This is a genomic window from Pseudomonas sp. 382 (assembly GCF_002759075.1).
GTDB classification, from domain to species: Bacteria; Pseudomonadota; Gammaproteobacteria; order Pseudomonadales; family Pseudomonadaceae; genus Aquipseudomonas; species Aquipseudomonas vlassakiae.
This window is the reverse complement of sequence record NZ_PEMX01000022.1, coordinates 1-17220: the sequence shown is the minus strand read 5'-3', so window position 1 is coordinate 17220 and position 17220 is coordinate 1. Positions and strand designations below refer to the sequence as shown.

13 protein-coding genes and 1 pseudogene are annotated in these 17220 nt (G+C 64.1%); 7 read left to right on the top strand and 7 right to left on the bottom strand.

The window, feature by feature from the left end; translation table 11 throughout:
• Nucleotides 1–2: 2 nt before the first annotated feature.
• Both rpsP and ffh read right to left on the bottom strand, forming a co-directional pair.
• Nucleotides 3–254, bottom strand: a complete 252-nt coding sequence (gene rpsP / locus CQW31_RS21305) for a 30S ribosomal protein S16 (protein ID WP_003259424.1) — start codon at nt 252–254, stop codon at nt 3–5.
• Between the two features lie 236 nt (nt 255–490).
• The gene (gene ffh, locus CQW31_RS21300; protein WP_054887026.1) at nt 491–1867 is read right to left on the bottom strand and encodes a signal recognition particle protein; all 1377 of its coding nucleotides are present in this window, start codon (nt 1865–1867) and stop codon (nt 491–493) included.
• Nucleotides 1868–2167: 300 nt separating this feature from the next.
• Between ffh and CQW31_RS21295 the strand changes: the two genes are divergently transcribed.
• The 3 genes from CQW31_RS21295 to CQW31_RS21285 all read left to right on the top strand — a co-directional run bounded on the left by CQW31_RS21295 (nt 2168) and on the right by CQW31_RS21285 (nt 5763).
• On the top strand, nt 2168–2977 hold the full coding sequence (locus CQW31_RS21295) for an inner membrane protein YpjD (protein WP_099815330.1): 810 nt from the start codon (nt 2168–2170) through the stop codon (nt 2975–2977).
• A gap of 9 nt (nt 2978–2986) precedes the next feature.
• The gene (locus CQW31_RS21290) at nt 2987–4192 is read left to right on the top strand and encodes a transporter associated domain-containing protein (RefSeq protein WP_054887028.1); all 1206 of its coding nucleotides are present in this window, start codon (nt 2987–2989) and stop codon (nt 4190–4192) included.
• A 272-nt stretch (nt 4193–4464) separates the two neighbouring features.
• Nucleotides 4465–5763, top strand: a complete 1299-nt coding sequence (locus CQW31_RS21285; RefSeq protein ID WP_099815329.1) for an MFS transporter — start codon at nt 4465–4467, stop codon at nt 5761–5763.
• Nucleotides 5764–5903: 140 nt separating this feature from the next.
• On the opposite strand, the gene purT is transcribed toward CQW31_RS21285, so the two are convergent.
• From purT to CQW31_RS21260, 5 genes are all read right to left on the bottom strand, one after another.
• A complete protein-coding gene (gene purT / locus CQW31_RS21280; protein WP_054887204.1) occupies nt 5904–7085 on the bottom strand; it encodes a formate-dependent phosphoribosylglycinamide formyltransferase in 1182 nt (393 codons plus the stop codon).
• Nucleotides 7086–7162: 77 nt separating this feature from the next.
• Complete coding sequence (locus tag CQW31_RS21275) at nt 7163–7630, bottom strand: VUT family protein (protein ID WP_027920112.1); 468 nt, start codon at nt 7628–7630, stop codon at nt 7163–7165.
• Nucleotides 7631–7710: 80 nt separating this feature from the next.
• Nucleotides 7711–7914, bottom strand: a complete 204-nt coding sequence (locus CQW31_RS21270) for a DUF1289 domain-containing protein (protein ID WP_054887203.1) — start codon at nt 7912–7914, stop codon at nt 7711–7713.
• Entirely contained in the window at nt 7907–8431 is a 525-nt protein-coding gene (locus CQW31_RS21265; RefSeq protein WP_054887202.1) for a gamma carbonic anhydrase family protein, read from the bottom strand. The genes CQW31_RS21270 and CQW31_RS21265 overlap by 8 nt, the downstream gene beginning before the upstream one ends.
• Nucleotides 8432–8475: 44 nt before the next feature.
• Nucleotides 8476–9075: a CoA pyrophosphatase gene (locus CQW31_RS21260; protein WP_027920115.1), complete on the bottom strand. Its 600-nt coding sequence runs from the start codon at nt 9073–9075 to the stop codon at nt 8476–8478.
• 126 nt (nt 9076–9201) lie between these two features.
• Between CQW31_RS21260 and CQW31_RS21255 the strand changes: the two genes are divergently transcribed.
• The 4 genes and pseudogenes from CQW31_RS21255 (at nt 9202) to CQW31_RS21240 (ending at nt 16721) form a co-directional block, all read left to right on the top strand.
• On the top strand, nt 9202–9753 hold the full coding sequence (locus CQW31_RS21255; protein WP_099815328.1) for an NUDIX hydrolase: 552 nt from the start codon (nt 9202–9204) through the stop codon (nt 9751–9753).
• A 153-nt stretch (nt 9754–9906) separates the two neighbouring features.
• Nucleotides 9907–10326: pseudogene (locus tag CQW31_RS21250) on the top strand (murein L,D-transpeptidase family protein); the annotation flags it as partial.
• Between the two features lie 161 nt (nt 10327–10487).
• Nucleotides 10488–12167: a ShlB/FhaC/HecB family hemolysin secretion/activation protein gene (locus tag CQW31_RS21245; RefSeq protein WP_099815327.1), complete on the top strand. Its 1680-nt coding sequence runs from the start codon at nt 10488–10490 to the stop codon at nt 12165–12167.
• A gap of 27 nt (nt 12168–12194) precedes the next feature.
• The gene (locus CQW31_RS21240; protein ID WP_099815326.1) at nt 12195–16721 is read left to right on the top strand and encodes a hemagglutinin repeat-containing protein; all 4527 of its coding nucleotides are present in this window, start codon (nt 12195–12197) and stop codon (nt 16719–16721) included.
• Nucleotides 16722–17220: the final 499 nt, after the last annotated feature.

Below are 17220 nucleotides of genomic sequence, written 5' to 3'. Positions count from 1 at the left end.
ACTCAGGCAGCAGCCTTGGCAGCGTCCTTCAGCAGCTGAGCAACGCGCTCAGACGGCTGTGCACCCTGGCTCAGCCAGTAGTTGACGCGCTCTTGGTTGACCGACAGCTTGACTTCGGCGCCAGCAGCGATCGGGTTGAAGAAACCTACGCGCTCAACGAAACGGCCGTCACGGGCGTTACGCGAGTTGGTCACGGTCAGGTGGTAGAATGGGCGCTTTTTCGAGCCGCCACGGGCAAGACGAATGGTTACCATGTGAACATTGTTCCTATAGTCGGTGCTGCAAATCTGAATGCCAAATAGGCACACGGGTGCCCAAAAGGCCGCATATTCTCGGGGAATACACGGACATTTGCAAATGCCTTTTTCGGCAGAGCCCTGCCCTACCGCCCAGATTTGCCGGTTAAGCCACGGAATCCGAGGCCGTTGCCCCGCCAAAGCGGGGGTTCCGGGTGCCCGCCTCTTTAAAGGCAGGCACCCTAAATAAGGGGTTACAGCTTCGGCATGCCGCCACCCGGCAGCATCCCGCCCAGGCCGCGCATCATCTTGGCCATGCCGCCCTTGGCGGAGAACTTCTTCATCATCTTCTGCATCTGCTTGTGCTGTTTGATCAGCCGGCCGATGTCCTGCACCTGGGTGCCAGAGCCAAGGGCGATGCGGCGCTTGCGCGAACCGCTGATCAGGTCTGGGTCGCGACGCTCGGCCGGGGTCATCGAGTTGATGATCGCTTCCATCTGCTTGAACTGCTTCTCGGCCGCGCCCTGGGCGTTGCCCATCTGCGACAGGTTGACCCCGCCGATGCTCGGCAGCTTGTCCATCAGGCCACCCAGGCCACCCATGTTCTTCATCTGCTGCAACTGGTCGCGGAAGTCTTCGAGGTCAAAGCCCTTGCCCTTTTTCAGCTTCTTGGCCAGCTTGTCGGCCTTGGCCTTGTCGATGGTCTGCTCGGCCTGCTCGATCAGGCTGAGCACGTCGCCCATGCCGAGGATGCGCGAAGCGACACGATCCGGGTGGAAGGGCTCGAGGGCCTCGGTCTTCTCGCCCATACCGATGAACTTGATCGGCTTGCCTGTGATGGCGCGCACCGACAGCGCGGCACCGCCACGGGCATCACCGTCGACCTTGGTCAGCACCACACCGGTCAGCGGCAGGGCCTCGCCGAACGCCTTGGCGGTGTTGGCAGCGTCCTGACCGGTCATGGCGTCGACCACGAACAGGGTCTCGATCGGCTTGACTGCGGCATGCAGGGCCTTGATCTCGTCCATCATGTCGGCGTCGATGTGCAGGCGACCGGCGGTGTCGACAATGACCACGTCGATGAACTTTAGCTTGGCTTCGCGGATCGCAGCTTCGGCGATGGCCACCGGCTTCTGGCTGATGTCGGACGGGAAGAAGGTCACGCCGATGTCGCTGGCCAGGGTTTCCAGCTGCTTGATCGCCGCCGGGCGATAGACGTCGGCGGAAACCACCATCACGCTCTTCTTCTTGCGCTCCTTGAGAAAGCGCGCCAGCTTGCCGGCTGTGGTGGTCTTACCGGCACCCTGCAGGCCGGCCATCAGTACCACCGCTGGCGGTGCGGCGTTCAACGCGAGGTCTTCGTTGGCCGCGCCCATCAGGCTTTCCAGCTCGGCCTGGACGATCTTCACGAACGCCTGGCCCGGAGTCAGGCTGCGCGACACCTCGGTGCCGACCGCACGGTCCTTGACGCTGTTGACGAAATCCTTGACCACCGGCAGGGCAACGTCGGCCTCGAGCAGGGCCATGCGCACTTCGCGCAACGTGTCCTTGATGTTGTCTTCGGTCAGCTTGGCCTTGCCGGTGACATGGCGCAGCGTCTGTGACAGGCGGTCGGTCAGGTTTTCGAACATGGTGATCCTTTCAGGCCCAGTAAAAGCCGAGGTTTGTCAGGCGCCCGAGGGGAAATGCACACCCGTGAGGCACAGCAAGGCGGCGATTATAACGAAGTGCGGCGGCGGCGCACACCTTGGGAGATGGTCGGTGCCTGCTCCGGCCTCTTCGCGGGCGCGCCCGCTCCCACAGTGGGAGCCTGTGTTGTACCTGTGGGAGCGGGCATGCCCGCGAATGCCCCGACACAAGCCTTCAGTCTTCCTTGACCAGCGGAATCTATGCCAAACTCCGTCTCTTTCAGGGCTCTGCAACCAGGACTTATGGTTTCCTCACCCAGCCTCATCCCCAACCTGATCGCCGCCGTCTTATATATAGCTGCGGCCATCTATCAGGGCACCTACCTGGCCCAGGGCCGCAAGGCCGACAAACGCCTGCTCGGCCTGCTCGGCGCCCTCGCCGTGGTCGCCCAGGGTGGCGCACTGTTCTTCCAGCTGATCACCCCGCTGGGGCTGAGCCTGGACTTCTTCAGTGCTGCCAGCCTGATCGCCGTGGCGGTCATCGCCCTGACGCTGCTGGCCTGCCTGCGTATCCCAGTGGAAAACCTGCTGGTGCTGCTGTTCCCGCTCGGCGCCGTCACCGCCCTGCTGGCCCAGTTCGCCCCGCCCGGCACCGTGCCGCTGATCGACGAAGAGCCGGGCATCCTCGCGCACATCCTGCTGTCGATCCTGGCCTATGGCCTGTTCACCATCGCGGTGTTCCAGTCGCTGCTGTTGCTGCTGCAGGACCGCCAGCTGAAGAACAAGCACCCGTCCGGCCTGATCCGCAACTTCCCGCCGCTGCAAACCATGGAAAGCCTGCTGTTCGGCTTCCTCTGGGCGGGCTGGTGCCTGCTCTCGCTGTCGCTGATTTCCGGCTGGCTGTTCCTCGAAAACCTGTTTGCCCAGCATCTGGTGCACAAGACGCTGCTGGCCTGTGTGGCCTGGGTGGTGTTCAGCGTGCTGCTGTGGGGCCGCACCCGCCTGGGCTGGCGCGGGCACAAGGCGATCCGCTGGACCCTGGCGGGTTTCTGCCTGCTGATGCTGGCCTACTTCGGCAGCAAGCTGGTCCGCGAATTCATCCTGCATATCTGACGGCCGCCCATGGACACCCTGCCGTACGCACCGCTACTCGGCATTCTGGCACTGGCGCTACTGTGGTCGGCACTGTTCACCGCCGTCGACGCCGCCCGCCTGCAGCTCAATGGTTCACTGCGCAACGGCGATGACGCCCCGCCGCCGCTACCCGCCCAGGCCCTGGTGCTGTGCGCCAGCCTGGGCAAGCTGCTGGTGCTGGGGCTGGCGTGCCTGATCGGCCAACGCCAGAGCGGCGAACACGGCTTCTGGCTCGCGGGCCTGGGCGCGGTGGCAGCGCTGCTGGTGTTTGCCGAATTCCTGCCGCGGCGCCTGGCCCGGCGCAACCCGCAGGCCTTTATCAGCCTTGGCCTGAGCCTGCGCCCGTTTCCGCTGGCCCTGCTGCAACCTTTGGCCTGCCTGTTCGATGGCATCGCCAAGCTGATGCTGCGGCCGTTCCGCGCGCAGCCCACGGCAGTGGCCTTGCATCCGCAGGACGACGACGTCTTCGACGAAGACGATGAGCACGAGGCGCCGCGCCATGGCCTGCTGGACGGCTTGCAGTCGCTGGACAAGATCACCGTCAACGACATCCTGGTGCCACGCAACGAAGTCGATGGCATCAACCTCGACGACCCCATCACACAGATCATCGAGCAGCTGATCGTCAGCCGGCACACTCGCCTGCCGGTGTATCACAGCGACATCAATCAGGTCGAAGCGATCCTCAACACCAAGCTCATCAGCCACTTGCTGCCAAAGGCCGAGCTGACTCTGGAGCAACTGCTGGGCGCCTGCTACGAGCCCTACTTCGTGCCAGAAAGTACGCCGCTGCAGATGCAACTGCTGAACTTCCACAAGCAGCAGCGGCGCCTAGGCGTGGTGGTGGACGAGTATGGCGAGGTGCTGGGTATCGTCACCCTGGAAGACATCCTTGAAGAGATCGTCGGCGAGTTCGAGGACGAGCAGAGCCTGGACAACCCGCATGTGCACCCGCAGGCCGATGGCACCTTCGTCATCGAAGGCAACGCCTCGCTGCGTGAAATCAACCGTACCCTGGGCTGGCACCTGCCGTGTGACGGTGGCCCGAAAACCCTCAACGGGCTGGTCACCGAAGCCCTCGAAAGCATTCCGGAAAGCGCCGTTTGCCTGAAGATCGGCCGCTATCGCCTGGAAATCCTCGAAACAGAGGACAATTGTGCCAGCAAGGTACTGGTATGGACCGTGACCCGATAGCTATACTCGGGCCACGCTTACCCAGCCCCGCCGTTCCGCCCGCTACCCGCACCCGGCGCCACACGGCCAGTCCGCTGCACTGACACGCCCCGCGGTCCTGCTTCAACACCCCGAACAGTGCCCGCTCCCACCCCTACCCTCCTGGGCTGGTGCCAGTCGCGCGAACACAACAACAATACGCTCCGGCGTCCGCCAAGCCGTGCCTGCCTTCAAGGCCTGCACAGGCCGCAGACAATGCCATGGAGCGGACCAGACTGTTAGGGACCTACCAAATGACAACCAGCACCTATGCCGAGGCGCCTGCCGCGCCGGTCAACTCGCCAGCGCGGGTCGCCACTGCCAGTTTCATCGGCACCGCCATCGAGTTCTACGATTTCTACGTCTATGCCACCGCCGCCGCGCTGGTGATCGGCCCGGTGTTCTTCCCGTCCGGCTCGGGTACCGCGCAGATGCTCGCGGCCTTCATCACCTTCGGCATCGCCTTCCTTGCCCGCCCGCTGGGTTCGGCACTGTTCGGCCACTTCGGCGACCGCATCGGGCGCAAGTCGACCCTGGTCGCCTCGCTGCTGCTGATGGGCGTTTCGACCACGCTGATCGGCGTGCTGCCAGGCTATGACAGCATCGGCGTATGGGCACCGATCCTGCTCTGCCTGCTGCGCTTCGGCCAAGGCCTGGGCCTGGGTGGCGAATGGGGCGGCGCGGCACTGCTGGCCACCGAGAACGCGCCGGAGGGCAAACGCGCCTGGTTCGGCATGTTCCCGCAACTTGGCCCGTCGATCGGCTTCCTTGCGGCCAACGGCCTGTTCCTGACCCTGGCCATGCTGCTCAGTGACGAGCAGTTCCGTGACTGGGGCTGGCGCATTCCGTTCCTGCTCAGTGCCGCGCTGGTGCTGGTGGGGCTGTATGTGCGCCTGAAGCTTGAAGAGAGCCCGGTGTTCGCCAAGGCAGTCGCCCGCCATGAACGCGTGAAGATGCCGGTGGTCGACCTGTTCGGCAAGTACTGGATGCCGACCTTGCTGGGCGCAGCCGCCATGGTCGTGTGCTATGCGCTGTTCTATATCTCGACGGTGTTCTCGCTCAGCTATGGCGTGACCACGCTGGGCTACAGCCGCGAGACCTTCCTCGGCCTGCTGTGCTTTGCCGTGGTGTTCATGGCCCTGGCCACACCGCTTTCGGCCTGGCTGAGCGACCGCTACGGGCGCAAGCCGGTGCTGATCGTCGGCGGCCTGCTGGCGGTGGCTTCAGGCTTCACCATGGAACCGCTGCTGACCTCGGGTTCGACCACGGGTGTGGCGCTGTTCCTGGCCATCGAGCTGTTCCTGATGGGCGTGACCTTTGCACCAATGGGGGCGCTGCTGCCTGAGCTGTTCCCGACCCATGTGCGTTACACCGGCGCTTCGGCGGCGTACAACCTGGGCGGCATCGTCGGGGCCTCGGCGGCACCGTTCTTTGCCCAGAAGCTGGTGAGCATGGGTGGGTTGAGCTGGGTGGGGGGCTATGTGTCGGCGGCGGCTGTGATCAGCCTGATTGCCGTGCTGTGCCTGAAGGAAACCCGCAATACCGAGCTGTAAGTGATTGGGGCCGCTTTGCGGCCCATTCACGGGTCAAGCCCTCTCCCACAGGGATCGCATCTGCATTGGCTTGCACGGTCTCCTGTGGGAGCGGGCTTGTCCCGCGAATGGGCTGCGCAGCAGCCCCGTACAATCTCGGATCAGAATTCGACCTTGACCGCCTGCGAAGCACGGGTCGCCTTGGCCCGCGCCGCTTCGACCGATTCATCACGTGCCAGGCAAACACCCATGCGACGGGTGCCATTGATTTCCGGCTTGCCGAACAGGCGAATCGCCGTGTCAGGCTCGCTCAGGGCTGCGCCCAGATTTGCGAAGCTGGTCTGCTGCGACTGGCCTTCCGGCAGAATCACCGCCGAAGCCGATGGCCCGAACTGGCGCACCACCGGAATCGGCAAACCGAGAATGGCGCGGGCGTGCAGGGCGAACTGCGACAGGTCCTGGGAAATCAGGGTCACCAGGCCGGTGTCATGCGGGCGCGGCGAAACTTCGCTGAACCACACCTGGTCGCCCTTGACGAACAGCTCCACGCCGAACAGACCACGGCCACCCAGTGCATCGGTAACCGCCTTGGCCACGCGTTGCGACTCGGCCAGGGCTTTCGCGCTCATGGCTTGCGGCTGCCAGGATTCCTGATAGTCGCCCTTCTCCTGACGGTGACCCACCGGTTCGAGGAAGGTGGTACCGCCGACATGGCGCACGGTCAGCAGGGTGATTTCATATTCGAAGTCGATGAAGCCCTCGATGATCACCCGGCCCTTGCCGGCACGGCCGCCTTCCTGGGCGTAGTCCCAGGACTTCTGCAGGTCGGCATCGCTGCGCAGCAGGCTCTGGCCCTTGCCTGAAGAGCTCATCACCGGCTTGACCACACAGGGGTAGCCGACGTCGGCCACGGCCTTGGTGTAGTCCTCGAAGGTGTCGGCGAAGTGGTACGGCGAGGTTGGCAGGTCCAGCTCTTCGGCCGCCAGGCGGCGAATGCCCTCACGGTTCATGGTCAGCTGGGTGGCGCGTGCGGTCGGCACCACGTTGAAGCCTTCGTTCTCCAGCTCGACCAGCGTGGCGGTGGCGATGGCCTCGATTTCCGGAACGATGTAGTGCGGTTTTTCCGCTTCGATGATTGCCCGCAGGGCAACGCCATCGAGCATGTTGACCACGTGGCTGCGGTGTGCCACCTGCATCGCCGGGGCATTGGCGTAGCGGTCGACGGCGATCACTTCGACGCCCAGGCGCTGCAGCTCGATCACCACTTCCTTGCCCAGCTCGCCACAGCCGCAGAGCAGCACACGGGTCGCGGTTGGCGACAATGGGGTTCCGATACGGGTCATTTCAGGTCCTCGAAGGCGTCCGGGGCCGCACCAGGCTTTGGCACGGCCCGCTGAAAAAGGACCAATATTCTACACCATCAGCCCGCGACAGCGGCCCGCCGCGCACGAAATGCCATGGCCAGCCAGACGGCCGTGACACCGGCGAATTTAGACGCCATGGCGGTGCCGATCACCGCCGGTGTGAGCGCACCGATCATGCCGAAGAAGATGAAGGTATCCACCGGAATGCTCAGCGCCGAGCTCAGCCACAGGCGGTCACGCAGCGGCCGGCGAGTGATGCTGAACACCAGCCAGTCGATCAGCTCGGAGACGAAGAACGCGGTGGCGCTGGCCAAGGCAATGGCCGGCTCCGAGGTGGCGTACGACAGCACCAGGGCCAGCAGCATGGCAATCAGCGCGCCATGGCCAAAGCGGGTCTGCACCATGTCGCGCAGAATGAACACCAGGCCGCCCCAGCAGGACCAGATGATGTCCAGGTGCGGGGCGCTGGAGAAGGCGTAGTTGATCAGCACTACGCTACTGATATAGGCAATGAGATAGAACATGGGCAGGTTGTCTGTGGGCAAGCCCGACAGATTACCGCTGGCTTCTTCGCGGGTAAACCCGCGAAGAAGCCAGCGCAAGATCACGCCCCGATAATCAATCCTGCAGCCACTGCCCGCTCATGGCACAGCTTGAGCACCGCCCGGCGCTCGGTATTGTCCATCCTTCCCCAGCGGCCGATCTCGGCCACGGTACGCTGGCAGCCGGTACAGATATCCTGCTCGTCCAGTGCGCAAATGCTCACGCACGGCGAAGCCACCGGCCGCTCTACGGCTACGTCACTCATCGTCAAGCACCAGCTCCCGCGCATAACGCTCGGCATTGTGTACATAGTGCGCAGCGCTGGCTTCGAGCATGCGCATCTGCTGCTCGGTCAGCTCGCGCACCACCTTGCCCGGCGAGCCCATCACCAGCGAGCCATCAGGAATTTCCTTGCCTTCCGGGATCAGCGCGTTGGCGCCGATGATGCAGTGCTTGCCGATACGCGCGCCGTTGAGGATGACGGCGTTGATGCCGATCAGGCTGTAATCGCCGACCGAGCAGCCATGCAGCATGGCATTATGGCCGATGGTCACGCCCTTGCCCAGGGTCAGCGGCGAGCCCATGTCGGTGTGCATCACCGTACCGTCCTGGACATTGCTGTCCTCGCCGATGTCGATCAGTTCGTTGTCCCCCCGCAGTACCGCACCGAACCACACGCTGGCTCGGGCCTGCAGGCGCACCTTGCCGATCAGGGTGGCATTGGGTGCGGCCCAGCTGGTGGGGTGGCATTCGACCCGATGGTCGCCCAGGCGGTATTTCATGTTTGCTCCTCAGGGGTTCACGCAGACGGCGGGGTGTGCGCCGCTCAGATTTCGATGTAGCGCTCGGGGGGTTGATGCAGGCTGATACCGGCGTCATACAACAGGTTGACCAGCTCGACGATCATGATCGCCGACAACCCCCAGATCTTGTACTCGCCGTAGCGGTAGCTGGGCACGTACCAACTGCGCCCCTGGTAATCGATACGGTGGGTATGGTCACGCGGGTCCTGGCGGAAGAATTCCAGCGGCACGCTGAAGACTGCCGCGATTTCAGCGTCATTGGCGCGGTATTCGACGAAATCCGGGATCAAGCCGACGAACGGGGTCACTTTCAGGCCGTGCAGGGAGATCAGCGGGCTGAGTGGGCCGATCACTTCCACCAGGCCGGGCGGCAAGCCGATTTCTTCTTCGGCTTCGCGCAGCGCGGTAAACACCAGGTCCGGGTCTTCCGGGTCACGGCGGCCACCAGGAAAGGCGACTTCACCGCCGTGGGTCGACAACCCCTTGGCACGCAGGGTCAAGACCAGCTCGGGCGCTTCGCTGCGGGTGATGGGCAAAAGTACCGCCGCCTCGGGGAACCGTCGGTCGGTTTCCAGTGAAGCGGGTTGGTGGTTGCTCATACGGCGAAGTAGCTCGTCCAGCATTGCGCACTCTCGTTTCCAAGGCCTGCCTTGCATGATGCACCAAAGCCGCGAAGCACCCAAGCCCTGTGCGCTTGCGGCAGCCCCGCCTGGCGCGCCAAGATAACCCCGTCAAGAGGGAAGAAAAGCATGAAATTTTGCAGCGCGTGCGGCCAGCCAGTCATTCAGCAGATTCCCCAGGGCGACAGCCGCCTGCGGTTCGTCTGCGAGTCTTGCCAGACTGTTCACTACCAGAACCCCAACATCGTCGCCGGGGTGTTGCCCACCTGGGGCAGCCAGGTGCTGCTGTGCCGTCGCGCCATCGAGCCGCGCCGCGGCTTCTGGACGCTACCGGCGGGCTTCATGGAAAACGGCGAGACACTCGACCAGGCCGCCCGTCGCGAAACCGACGAGGAAGCCTGCGCCCGGGTCGGCGACATGGCCCTGTACCAGCTGTTCGACCTGCCGCACATCAACCAGGTGCATGTGTTCTTCCGTGCCGAGCTGGCCGACCTGGATTTTGCCGTCGGCGTCGAAAGCCTGGAGGTGCGGTTGTTCGAGGAACACGAAATCCCGTGGGGCGAGCTGGCTTTCCGCACCGTCACTCGCACACTAGAATGCTATTATCGCGACCGCATCAGGCAGCACTACCCGATTGGCCATGAATACCTGCCGCCGATGAATGTTTCGCCCACCACTTAAGCTCTCAGGTACTGCTTCATGCGTTGGTTGTTCGCCCTTTTCTGCCTTTGCGTTACCACGGTGTCCCAGGCGGCCTTCACCGAAGTCATCATTCGCAAGCCGCAACCGCCAGTGCCGGCCCAGTCGCAATCCCAAGCGGCCATGCAGCCGCTGATCGACAAGGTGCTGGTGATCAAGTCCGAGCGCCGCCTGCAGCTGATCAGCCGCGGCGAACCGCTGAAGACCTACCGCATCTCCCTGGGTAAGCAGCCCAAGGGTGCCAAGGAACGCGAGGGCGACAAGAAGACCCCTGAAGGCCTGTACTGGCTGGACTGGCGCAAGGAAAGCGACCGCTTCAACCTGGCCATGCACATCACCTACCCGAACATCAGCGACGCCGCCCGCGCCAACCGCGAAGGCTGGAGCGCTGGCAGCATGATCATGATCCACGGCACGCCGATCGACGAGAACTACCCTGAGTGGTACTTCCACACCCTCGACTGGACTGACGGCTGCATCGCCATGCGCAACCGCGACATGCAGGAAGTCTGGGACCTGGTCCGCGACGGCACCCTGATCGAGATTCGCCCTTGATAGTCCTGCATTCAGATTGAGCTTGTAGGACGTTTCATACTTCAAATACACACCTGCCCTACATCCTGCTTAGGCCAGGGACTGCATCCAACCGACGGCTTGAGTTCTTAGCATCCACGCAAACGAGTACGTAACCCGTACGCCATTTGCGAGGGTGCCTGATGCAATGCCGACTCCTTCACGCCGCCAGCAGGCTGCTCGCCGGTTGCCTGGCTGGCATGCTGATCTCCCACACGGTCCTGGCTGACGACCCTGCCAGCCTGCAACTGCGCGACCAGCAGCAATCCCTGCGGCATTTCGAACAGCAACAGCGGCTCAAGCGCTGGCAACAGCCGCCTGTACCCGAGCGCCACGAGCAGGCAGCTGCCCAGTCGGTCGGCGATCAGTGCTGGGCCGTCTCCGGCGTGCGCATCATCGGCAACCGCCAACTTGCAGACCAGGCGCTCGAGCCCGCGCTACGCAAGTGGCTGCTGCCCTGCATGGGCATCAACGACATCAATAACCTGCTCAAGGGCATCACCCAGCTGTACGTCAGTGCGGGGTTCCCGACCAGCCGTCCCTACCTGCGCCGCCAGCCTGGCGATGACGCACCACTGGACATCGTCATCGTCGAAGGCTTCGTCGAATCCATCGAACTTTCCGGCCCCGCATTGCCGCTGTCGCTGCAGAGCGCCTTCCCTGGCGTAGTGGGCCAACCGCTGTACCTGCCCGACCTCGAACAAGGTCTCGACCAACTCAATCGCCTGCGTGCCTACGACCTGAGCATGGACCTGCTGCCCGGCGAATTGCAGGGCGGTACCCAGGTTGTACTGCAACCGCACACGGTCGGCTCACGCTGGCACCTGGACAGCCGCCTGGATAACCGTGGCAGTGAGCTGACCGGCCGCCACCGCCTTAACCTGGGCCTCGGCCTGGACAGCCCGCTCGGGCTCAATGACGACCTGCGCGTGACATTGCTGTCCAGCGTCTTGCACGCCCCCGGCCAGGTGCAAGGCATCACGGTGTACTACAGCATCCCCTATGGCCCCTGGACCTTTGCCCTCAACGCCAGCCAACTGAGCTACGATGCGCCACTGCCGCACAGCCGGCAGACCAGCGACGGCAGCAGCAGCTACCAAGGCCTGAGCATCGAGCGGGTGCTGTGGCGCAACCAGCAAGGCCTGCTCAGCGCCAGCACGCGGCTGGACCGCAAGCAACTGGTCAACCGCAGCGCCGGTGCCGTCGTCACCCAGCAGAGCCCAACCCTCACCAGCGTCGAGGCTGGCATCAACCTACTGTGGCTGAAAGGCGGGTTATGGAACGGGTACCTGGGCGTTGCCCAGGGCCTGGACTGGTTCGCTGCCGACGAGGGGCCATTGGGTGCCGAACGCCTGCGCCCGGACTTTCGCAAGTACCGCGCCAGCCTGCTGCACCTGCGCCAGGGCCCGACTGGCACAGCTTGGCGCTGGCAAAGCGAGCTGGCCTTGCAGTACAGCGAACACGCGTTGCCCGCCATCGAGCAATTACTGGTCAGCGACGACTCGAGCGTAAGGGGCTTTCGCCTGAGCACCTACTCCGGCGCCAGCGGCGCGACCTGGCGCAATACCTTGAGCCAGCCGCTACCGGCGAACTGGGCCCACCCCCTGCAGATACGCCCTTACCTCGGCCTGGATGTGGGCTGGACCCGGCCCGCCACGGGCAAGCCTTCGCAACGCCTGGCTGGCACAGCCGCCGGCATCGAACTGAGCCTGACAAACGCCCGGCTGCGGCTCGACTACCAACGCGCCCTCTACACCAGCGACCTGCCCCGCTCCCGTCTGGAGCCTGGCTTCTGGGTACTGGAGTGCACCCTGAGCATCTGATTCACCCACAACAAAGAGAACGAGAACATGCAGACACTCTCGCCGTTACCGTCTAGCCGCCCGGATACCTTGCGCTGGGCCATCTTCCTCGCATTGCTCAGCCCCGCAAGCGCTTTCGCGCAGGGTGGGCTGGAGCCCGCCAGCGGCCCGGCAGGCACCCCGATCATCAACAATGACCATGGCGTACCGGTGATCGACATCGTAGCGCCCAATGCCAGTGGCCTGTCGCACAACCAGTTTCTCGACTACAACGTTGCCCGCCCCGGTGTGGTATTGAACAACGCTCTGCAGCCAGGTCAGTCGCAACTGGCCGGCGCATTGGCCGCCAACCCGCAGTTCCGGGGCCAGGCAGCGTCGACCATTCTCAATGAAGTGGTCAGCCGCAACGCCTCGCTGATCGAAGGCCCGCAGGAAATCTTCGGCCGCCCTGCCGACTACATCCTCGCCAACCCCAACGGTATCACCCTCAATGGCGGCAGTTTCATCAACACCACCCGCGCAGGGTTCGTGGTCGGCACGCCCGAATTGCAGGAAGAACAGCTGCGCCATTTCAACTCACTGAATGCCAGCGGCACATTGCAAGTGCTTCAGGGCGGACAGAGCAATGCCGAGGGCGCGCTTGATCTGATTGCCCCGAAGGTGGACCAGCAAGGCCTGCTCATGGCCAAGGGTGACCTCAATGTGACCGTTGGCCGCAATCGCATCGCTCATGCCGACGGCCAGGTGCTCGAGCACCTACCGGGCACCCCGTCGAGCATCGACGCCAAGCTGTTCGGTGCCATGCGCGCCGGGCGCATTCGCGTGGTGAGCACTGCCGAAGGTGCAGGCGTGCGCATGGGCTCGAAGGTAAAGGCCGACAACGGCATTGCCATTCACTCGGCCGGCTCATTGGACATCAGCGGCGAAGCCGCCACCCCTGCCGAACTAAACACTGAACAAGGCACCCTGCTTCTGACCGCCGCCGATGACCTGACATTGAGCGCTGTCGATGGCAAGGCCGAGCGCATCGAGGCCAAGGCCGGCAAGAAACTCACCCTGGACGCCAAGACCCGCGAAACCATCAACCACGACCGCGACAGCTGGAATAAGAAGTTTCTGTTCATCACCCGCGAAACCTATAGCCGTGAAAGCACTACCACCGAGCGCCAGCAACGGGGTGTGCAACTGCAGGGCAGCGACAGCATTGCCTTGCAGTCCGGCGCCGACATGCGACTGGTCGCCGCCGAGGTCAAGGCAGGGGGTGACATGACCCTCGACAGCGGTGCCAACCTGGACATCGCGGCCGGTATCGACAGCAAGCAATTCAAGCAACAGGTGCGTCACCGCAAGGACCTCTGGCGCGGCGACAGCGATACCGACCAGTACACCGAAACCGCTCGGCCCAGCTCGCTGAGCGCCCAGCGCATGACAGTCAACGCCAAGGACACACTCAAGGTCGAGGGCAGCAACCTGCATAGCCGCGGCGACATGGACCTCAATGCCAAGCAGGTCGAGGTCGGCACCACCACCCTGCAGCACCGCAGCAACGACGGCAACTACCGGGGCGACCTGGTCTCCGGCACCTTCTTCGGCAATCGCAAGGGCAACGACACCGAGGGCCAGAGCGTTGCCGGCAGCAGCGTCACTGCGGATGGCAAGCTGAATGGCCATGCCGACCAGGTCAGCATCAAGGGCAGCACCGTGTACGGTAAAAAAGATGCCGTGCTCTACAGCGAAAAGGGCGCGCTGGCGATCGAAGCGGACCATGGCAGTAGCCGGTCCACCGAGCGCAAGAGCGACAGCAAGCTGTTCGGCCTGTTCGGCAATGATCAGCAGAGCACCAAACGTGAACAGCAAGTGCTGGTCAGCGATGTCAGTTCGTGCAGCAACCTGCGCCTGGCCAGTGCCGAAGAGATGCGCATCCAGGGCGCCAAGGTCGAGGCTGGCGCGCACTTGCTGGTCGAAGCCAAGGGCGATCTGCTGATCGGCAGTGCGCAAGCGGTCAACGAAAGCGAAAGCCGTGATCAGCAATGGGGTTTGACTGCCAGTGCCCGGCAAACCCAGCAAGCCGAAGACGGCAAGCCGGAGTCTCGCCAGTATGCGGCGGGCGTGGCCTATGAAGTGACCACCGGCAGCGAAAATGTGCGCGAAACCGCCCAAGTCGCCAGCGAGCTGAAGGGGGCTACCGTTGGCCTGGGCAGCGGGGGGCACCTGCAAGTGAAGGGTTCCAAGGTCCAGGCCGCTGCGGGCGACCTCGATGTGAAGGCCAGGCAAGTGACGCTCGGCGCCACCGGCAATGAGCGCGAATCGACCACCAGCACTCGCCAGAGCGGCGGCGGTTTGACCGTCACCGGCGGCATCGATCGCCTGGGCAGCCTGTTCGAAGGCCATCACAACAGCACCGTGGTGACCGAGCGCGACAGCAAGGCCCAACGCAGCGAACTGCAGGCCAGTGGCAACGTGAGCGTCGATGCTGACGAGCTGGTGGCCGAAGCGGCACGCGTCACTGCCGGAGATACCCTCAAAGTGAGCGCCAAGCGCATCGACAACCGTGCTGTGCTCGATACCTATGAACGCGAAGAACTTCGTAGCGAGTGGTCCGGCAGCCTCGGCGCCAGCGTCGAGTACCGTGACCTGACCCGGCCGATCGAGCGGCTGGTGCTGGGCGAGGAGGCCGCGCGCTTCCAGCAGGCATCGCCCGAAGACGCCATGGTGGCACCCAGCGTTGGTGCCGACATGACCCTCGAGCACCTCAAGCGCCTGGAAAACCAGCGTCGAGGCTTTGCTCAGGTCAGCGAGCTGTCTGGCGCACACGTCCAGGTCAAGGCCGAGGTCATCGATGACCAGGGTACCGCTTGGCGTGCCAACCGCGGCCAACTGCAGGTCGATGCGCAACGGCACAGCATGCGCGCCGCCGAAAATACCCGGGAGGACAGCGTAGAGCGCCTGGCATTTGGCGGTGACTTGCGCGTCGACACCAGCTCCGGCAGTGACTTGAACGCCCGCGGCGCGGGCAAGGGGGGTTCGCTGGGCAAGCAGGCAACGGCCAGCACCGCAGTTCCGGGCAGCCTTTATGGCCAACAGGGTATTCAGGTCCAGCTGGGTAGCGATGGTCGATATGAGGGGACCCGCATCGAGGGGGGCGAAGGCGAGGTGGTCATCCACAGTGAAGGCAACCTGTCGCTGCCCCAGGCCAACGACCGCACCGAGGAGATGACTCGCCAGCTCGACGGCAATGCGTGGGCCAAGGTCGGCAACCGCCCCGGCAGCACCGGCTTCGATGCCCGAGGCTACCTTGACCACGCGCAGCTGCAAGCCGTGCAAGCCAAGGCGCAAGTGGCACAGATCGACGCCAAGGGGGCAGTCCGCCTGAGCAGCGCGGGTGATCTGCTGTTGGAGGGCACCCGTATCGGCAGTCGGGAAGCCAAGGTCGGCGATATTCGCCTGCACAGCGATGGCTTGCTGCAGGTCAAGGCAGGCAGCGACACCCAGCAGGCCAACGGCGGCAAACTTGGCGGTGGCCTGGAGCTGGCAGCCAAAATGGGCGAGGCCAAAGGCGGCGGCATCGGTGGCCATTTCACCCATGGCAAGCAGGACGAAAACGCCCGTCAGGCCGTCGATGCCCAGTTCGCCAGTGCCGGCAAGCTGACCCTCAGCAGCGCGGCTCGCGAGGACATCGCCCTGCACCTGGAGGGCCTGCAGGCATCCGCCGAACAGATCGCGCTCAACGCGTCCAGCGGCGGCATGCTGATCGAAGCCTCCTCCAATCAGGAGCAGCGCAACAATCTCGAGATCACCGCCGGTGCCGGTTTCAACATGACCGCAGGCAGCACCGACACCCGTGGCCTGCATGGCCGGGCCAAGGTCGGGCTGGACAAGCGCGACAACCAGACCTGGAACGCCAGCAACCTGCGCGCCGAATCCATCGACCTGCAAGGCCGGGGTGATACCCGCATCGAAGGCGCCAGCCTGGAAGCCGGGCGCATCACCGGCGCGATCGATGGCGACCTGCGCATCGCCAGCCGCAAGGACAGCGTCGACACCTTGGCGGTGGAGGGCGATGCACGCTTGAGCCAGGAGAAAAACCCGCAGGGCTATGTCAACGCCGCCACCTCGCTGGCCGGGCCACTGGGTGGCAAGGTGAAGGAGAAAGCCGGGTCGGCCTTGAGCAAGGCCGACCCGGGCTTCTCGCCGACCTTGAGCCTTCAGGTGTCGCATGTGCAGCGTGACAGCGTAGGGCAGCAGGCAGTACTCAAGGGCAGCGACGGTATCGAGTTGAAAGTGGGCGGTGATGCCCAGCTGGTTGGCGCGCGGCTGCAGTCGGCCAAGGGCACGGTCGCGCTCGATGCCAGCTCGGTGAGCCGGGAAACCCTGAGTGGCAACGATTATCGTCGGGACGTGTCGGTCGATGCGTCCAATTCGCCGGTGGACCTGGGCACGGCGATTGCCGAGATGGCCAAGGGCAAAGGCGCGGCGGATGGCGAAAATGCGCTGGACCTGGGGCTGTTGCGGACCAGTGGGCATAGCCGCAGTGAGCAGTGGGTTTCCAGTGTGCAGGGGGGTAAGGCGGAGTAAGGGGTGAGGCACGGATGTGCCTGCCTTGGGATGTTCGGCGCCTGTGAGATCGAGCGCCGCCCGCGCGGCGCATCGCGGGCAAGCCCGCTCCCACATCTGTTTCGGGCCAGTTACTCCTGTACCGCCAACAGGATCCGCCTTGGTGCCTGCCTTGGGATGTTCGGCGCCTGTGAGATCGAGCGCCGCCCGCGCGGCGCATCGCGGGCAAGCCCGCTCCCACATCTGTTTCGGGCCAGTTACTCCTGTACCGCCAACAGGATCCGCCTTGGTGCCTGCCTTGGGATATTCGGCGCCTGTGAGATCGAGCGCCGCCCGCGCGGCGCATCGCGGGCAAGCCCGCTCCCACATTTGTTTCGGGCCAGTTACTCCTGTTGGACTGCCCCCAAGAAGTTGGACACCAATCCAACCCTTGGGGGATTCATGGCCAAGTACACTGAGCAGTTCAAGCTCACAGCAATCACTGCCTATTTGGATGGCAGCAACGGTTTCCGTACGGTAG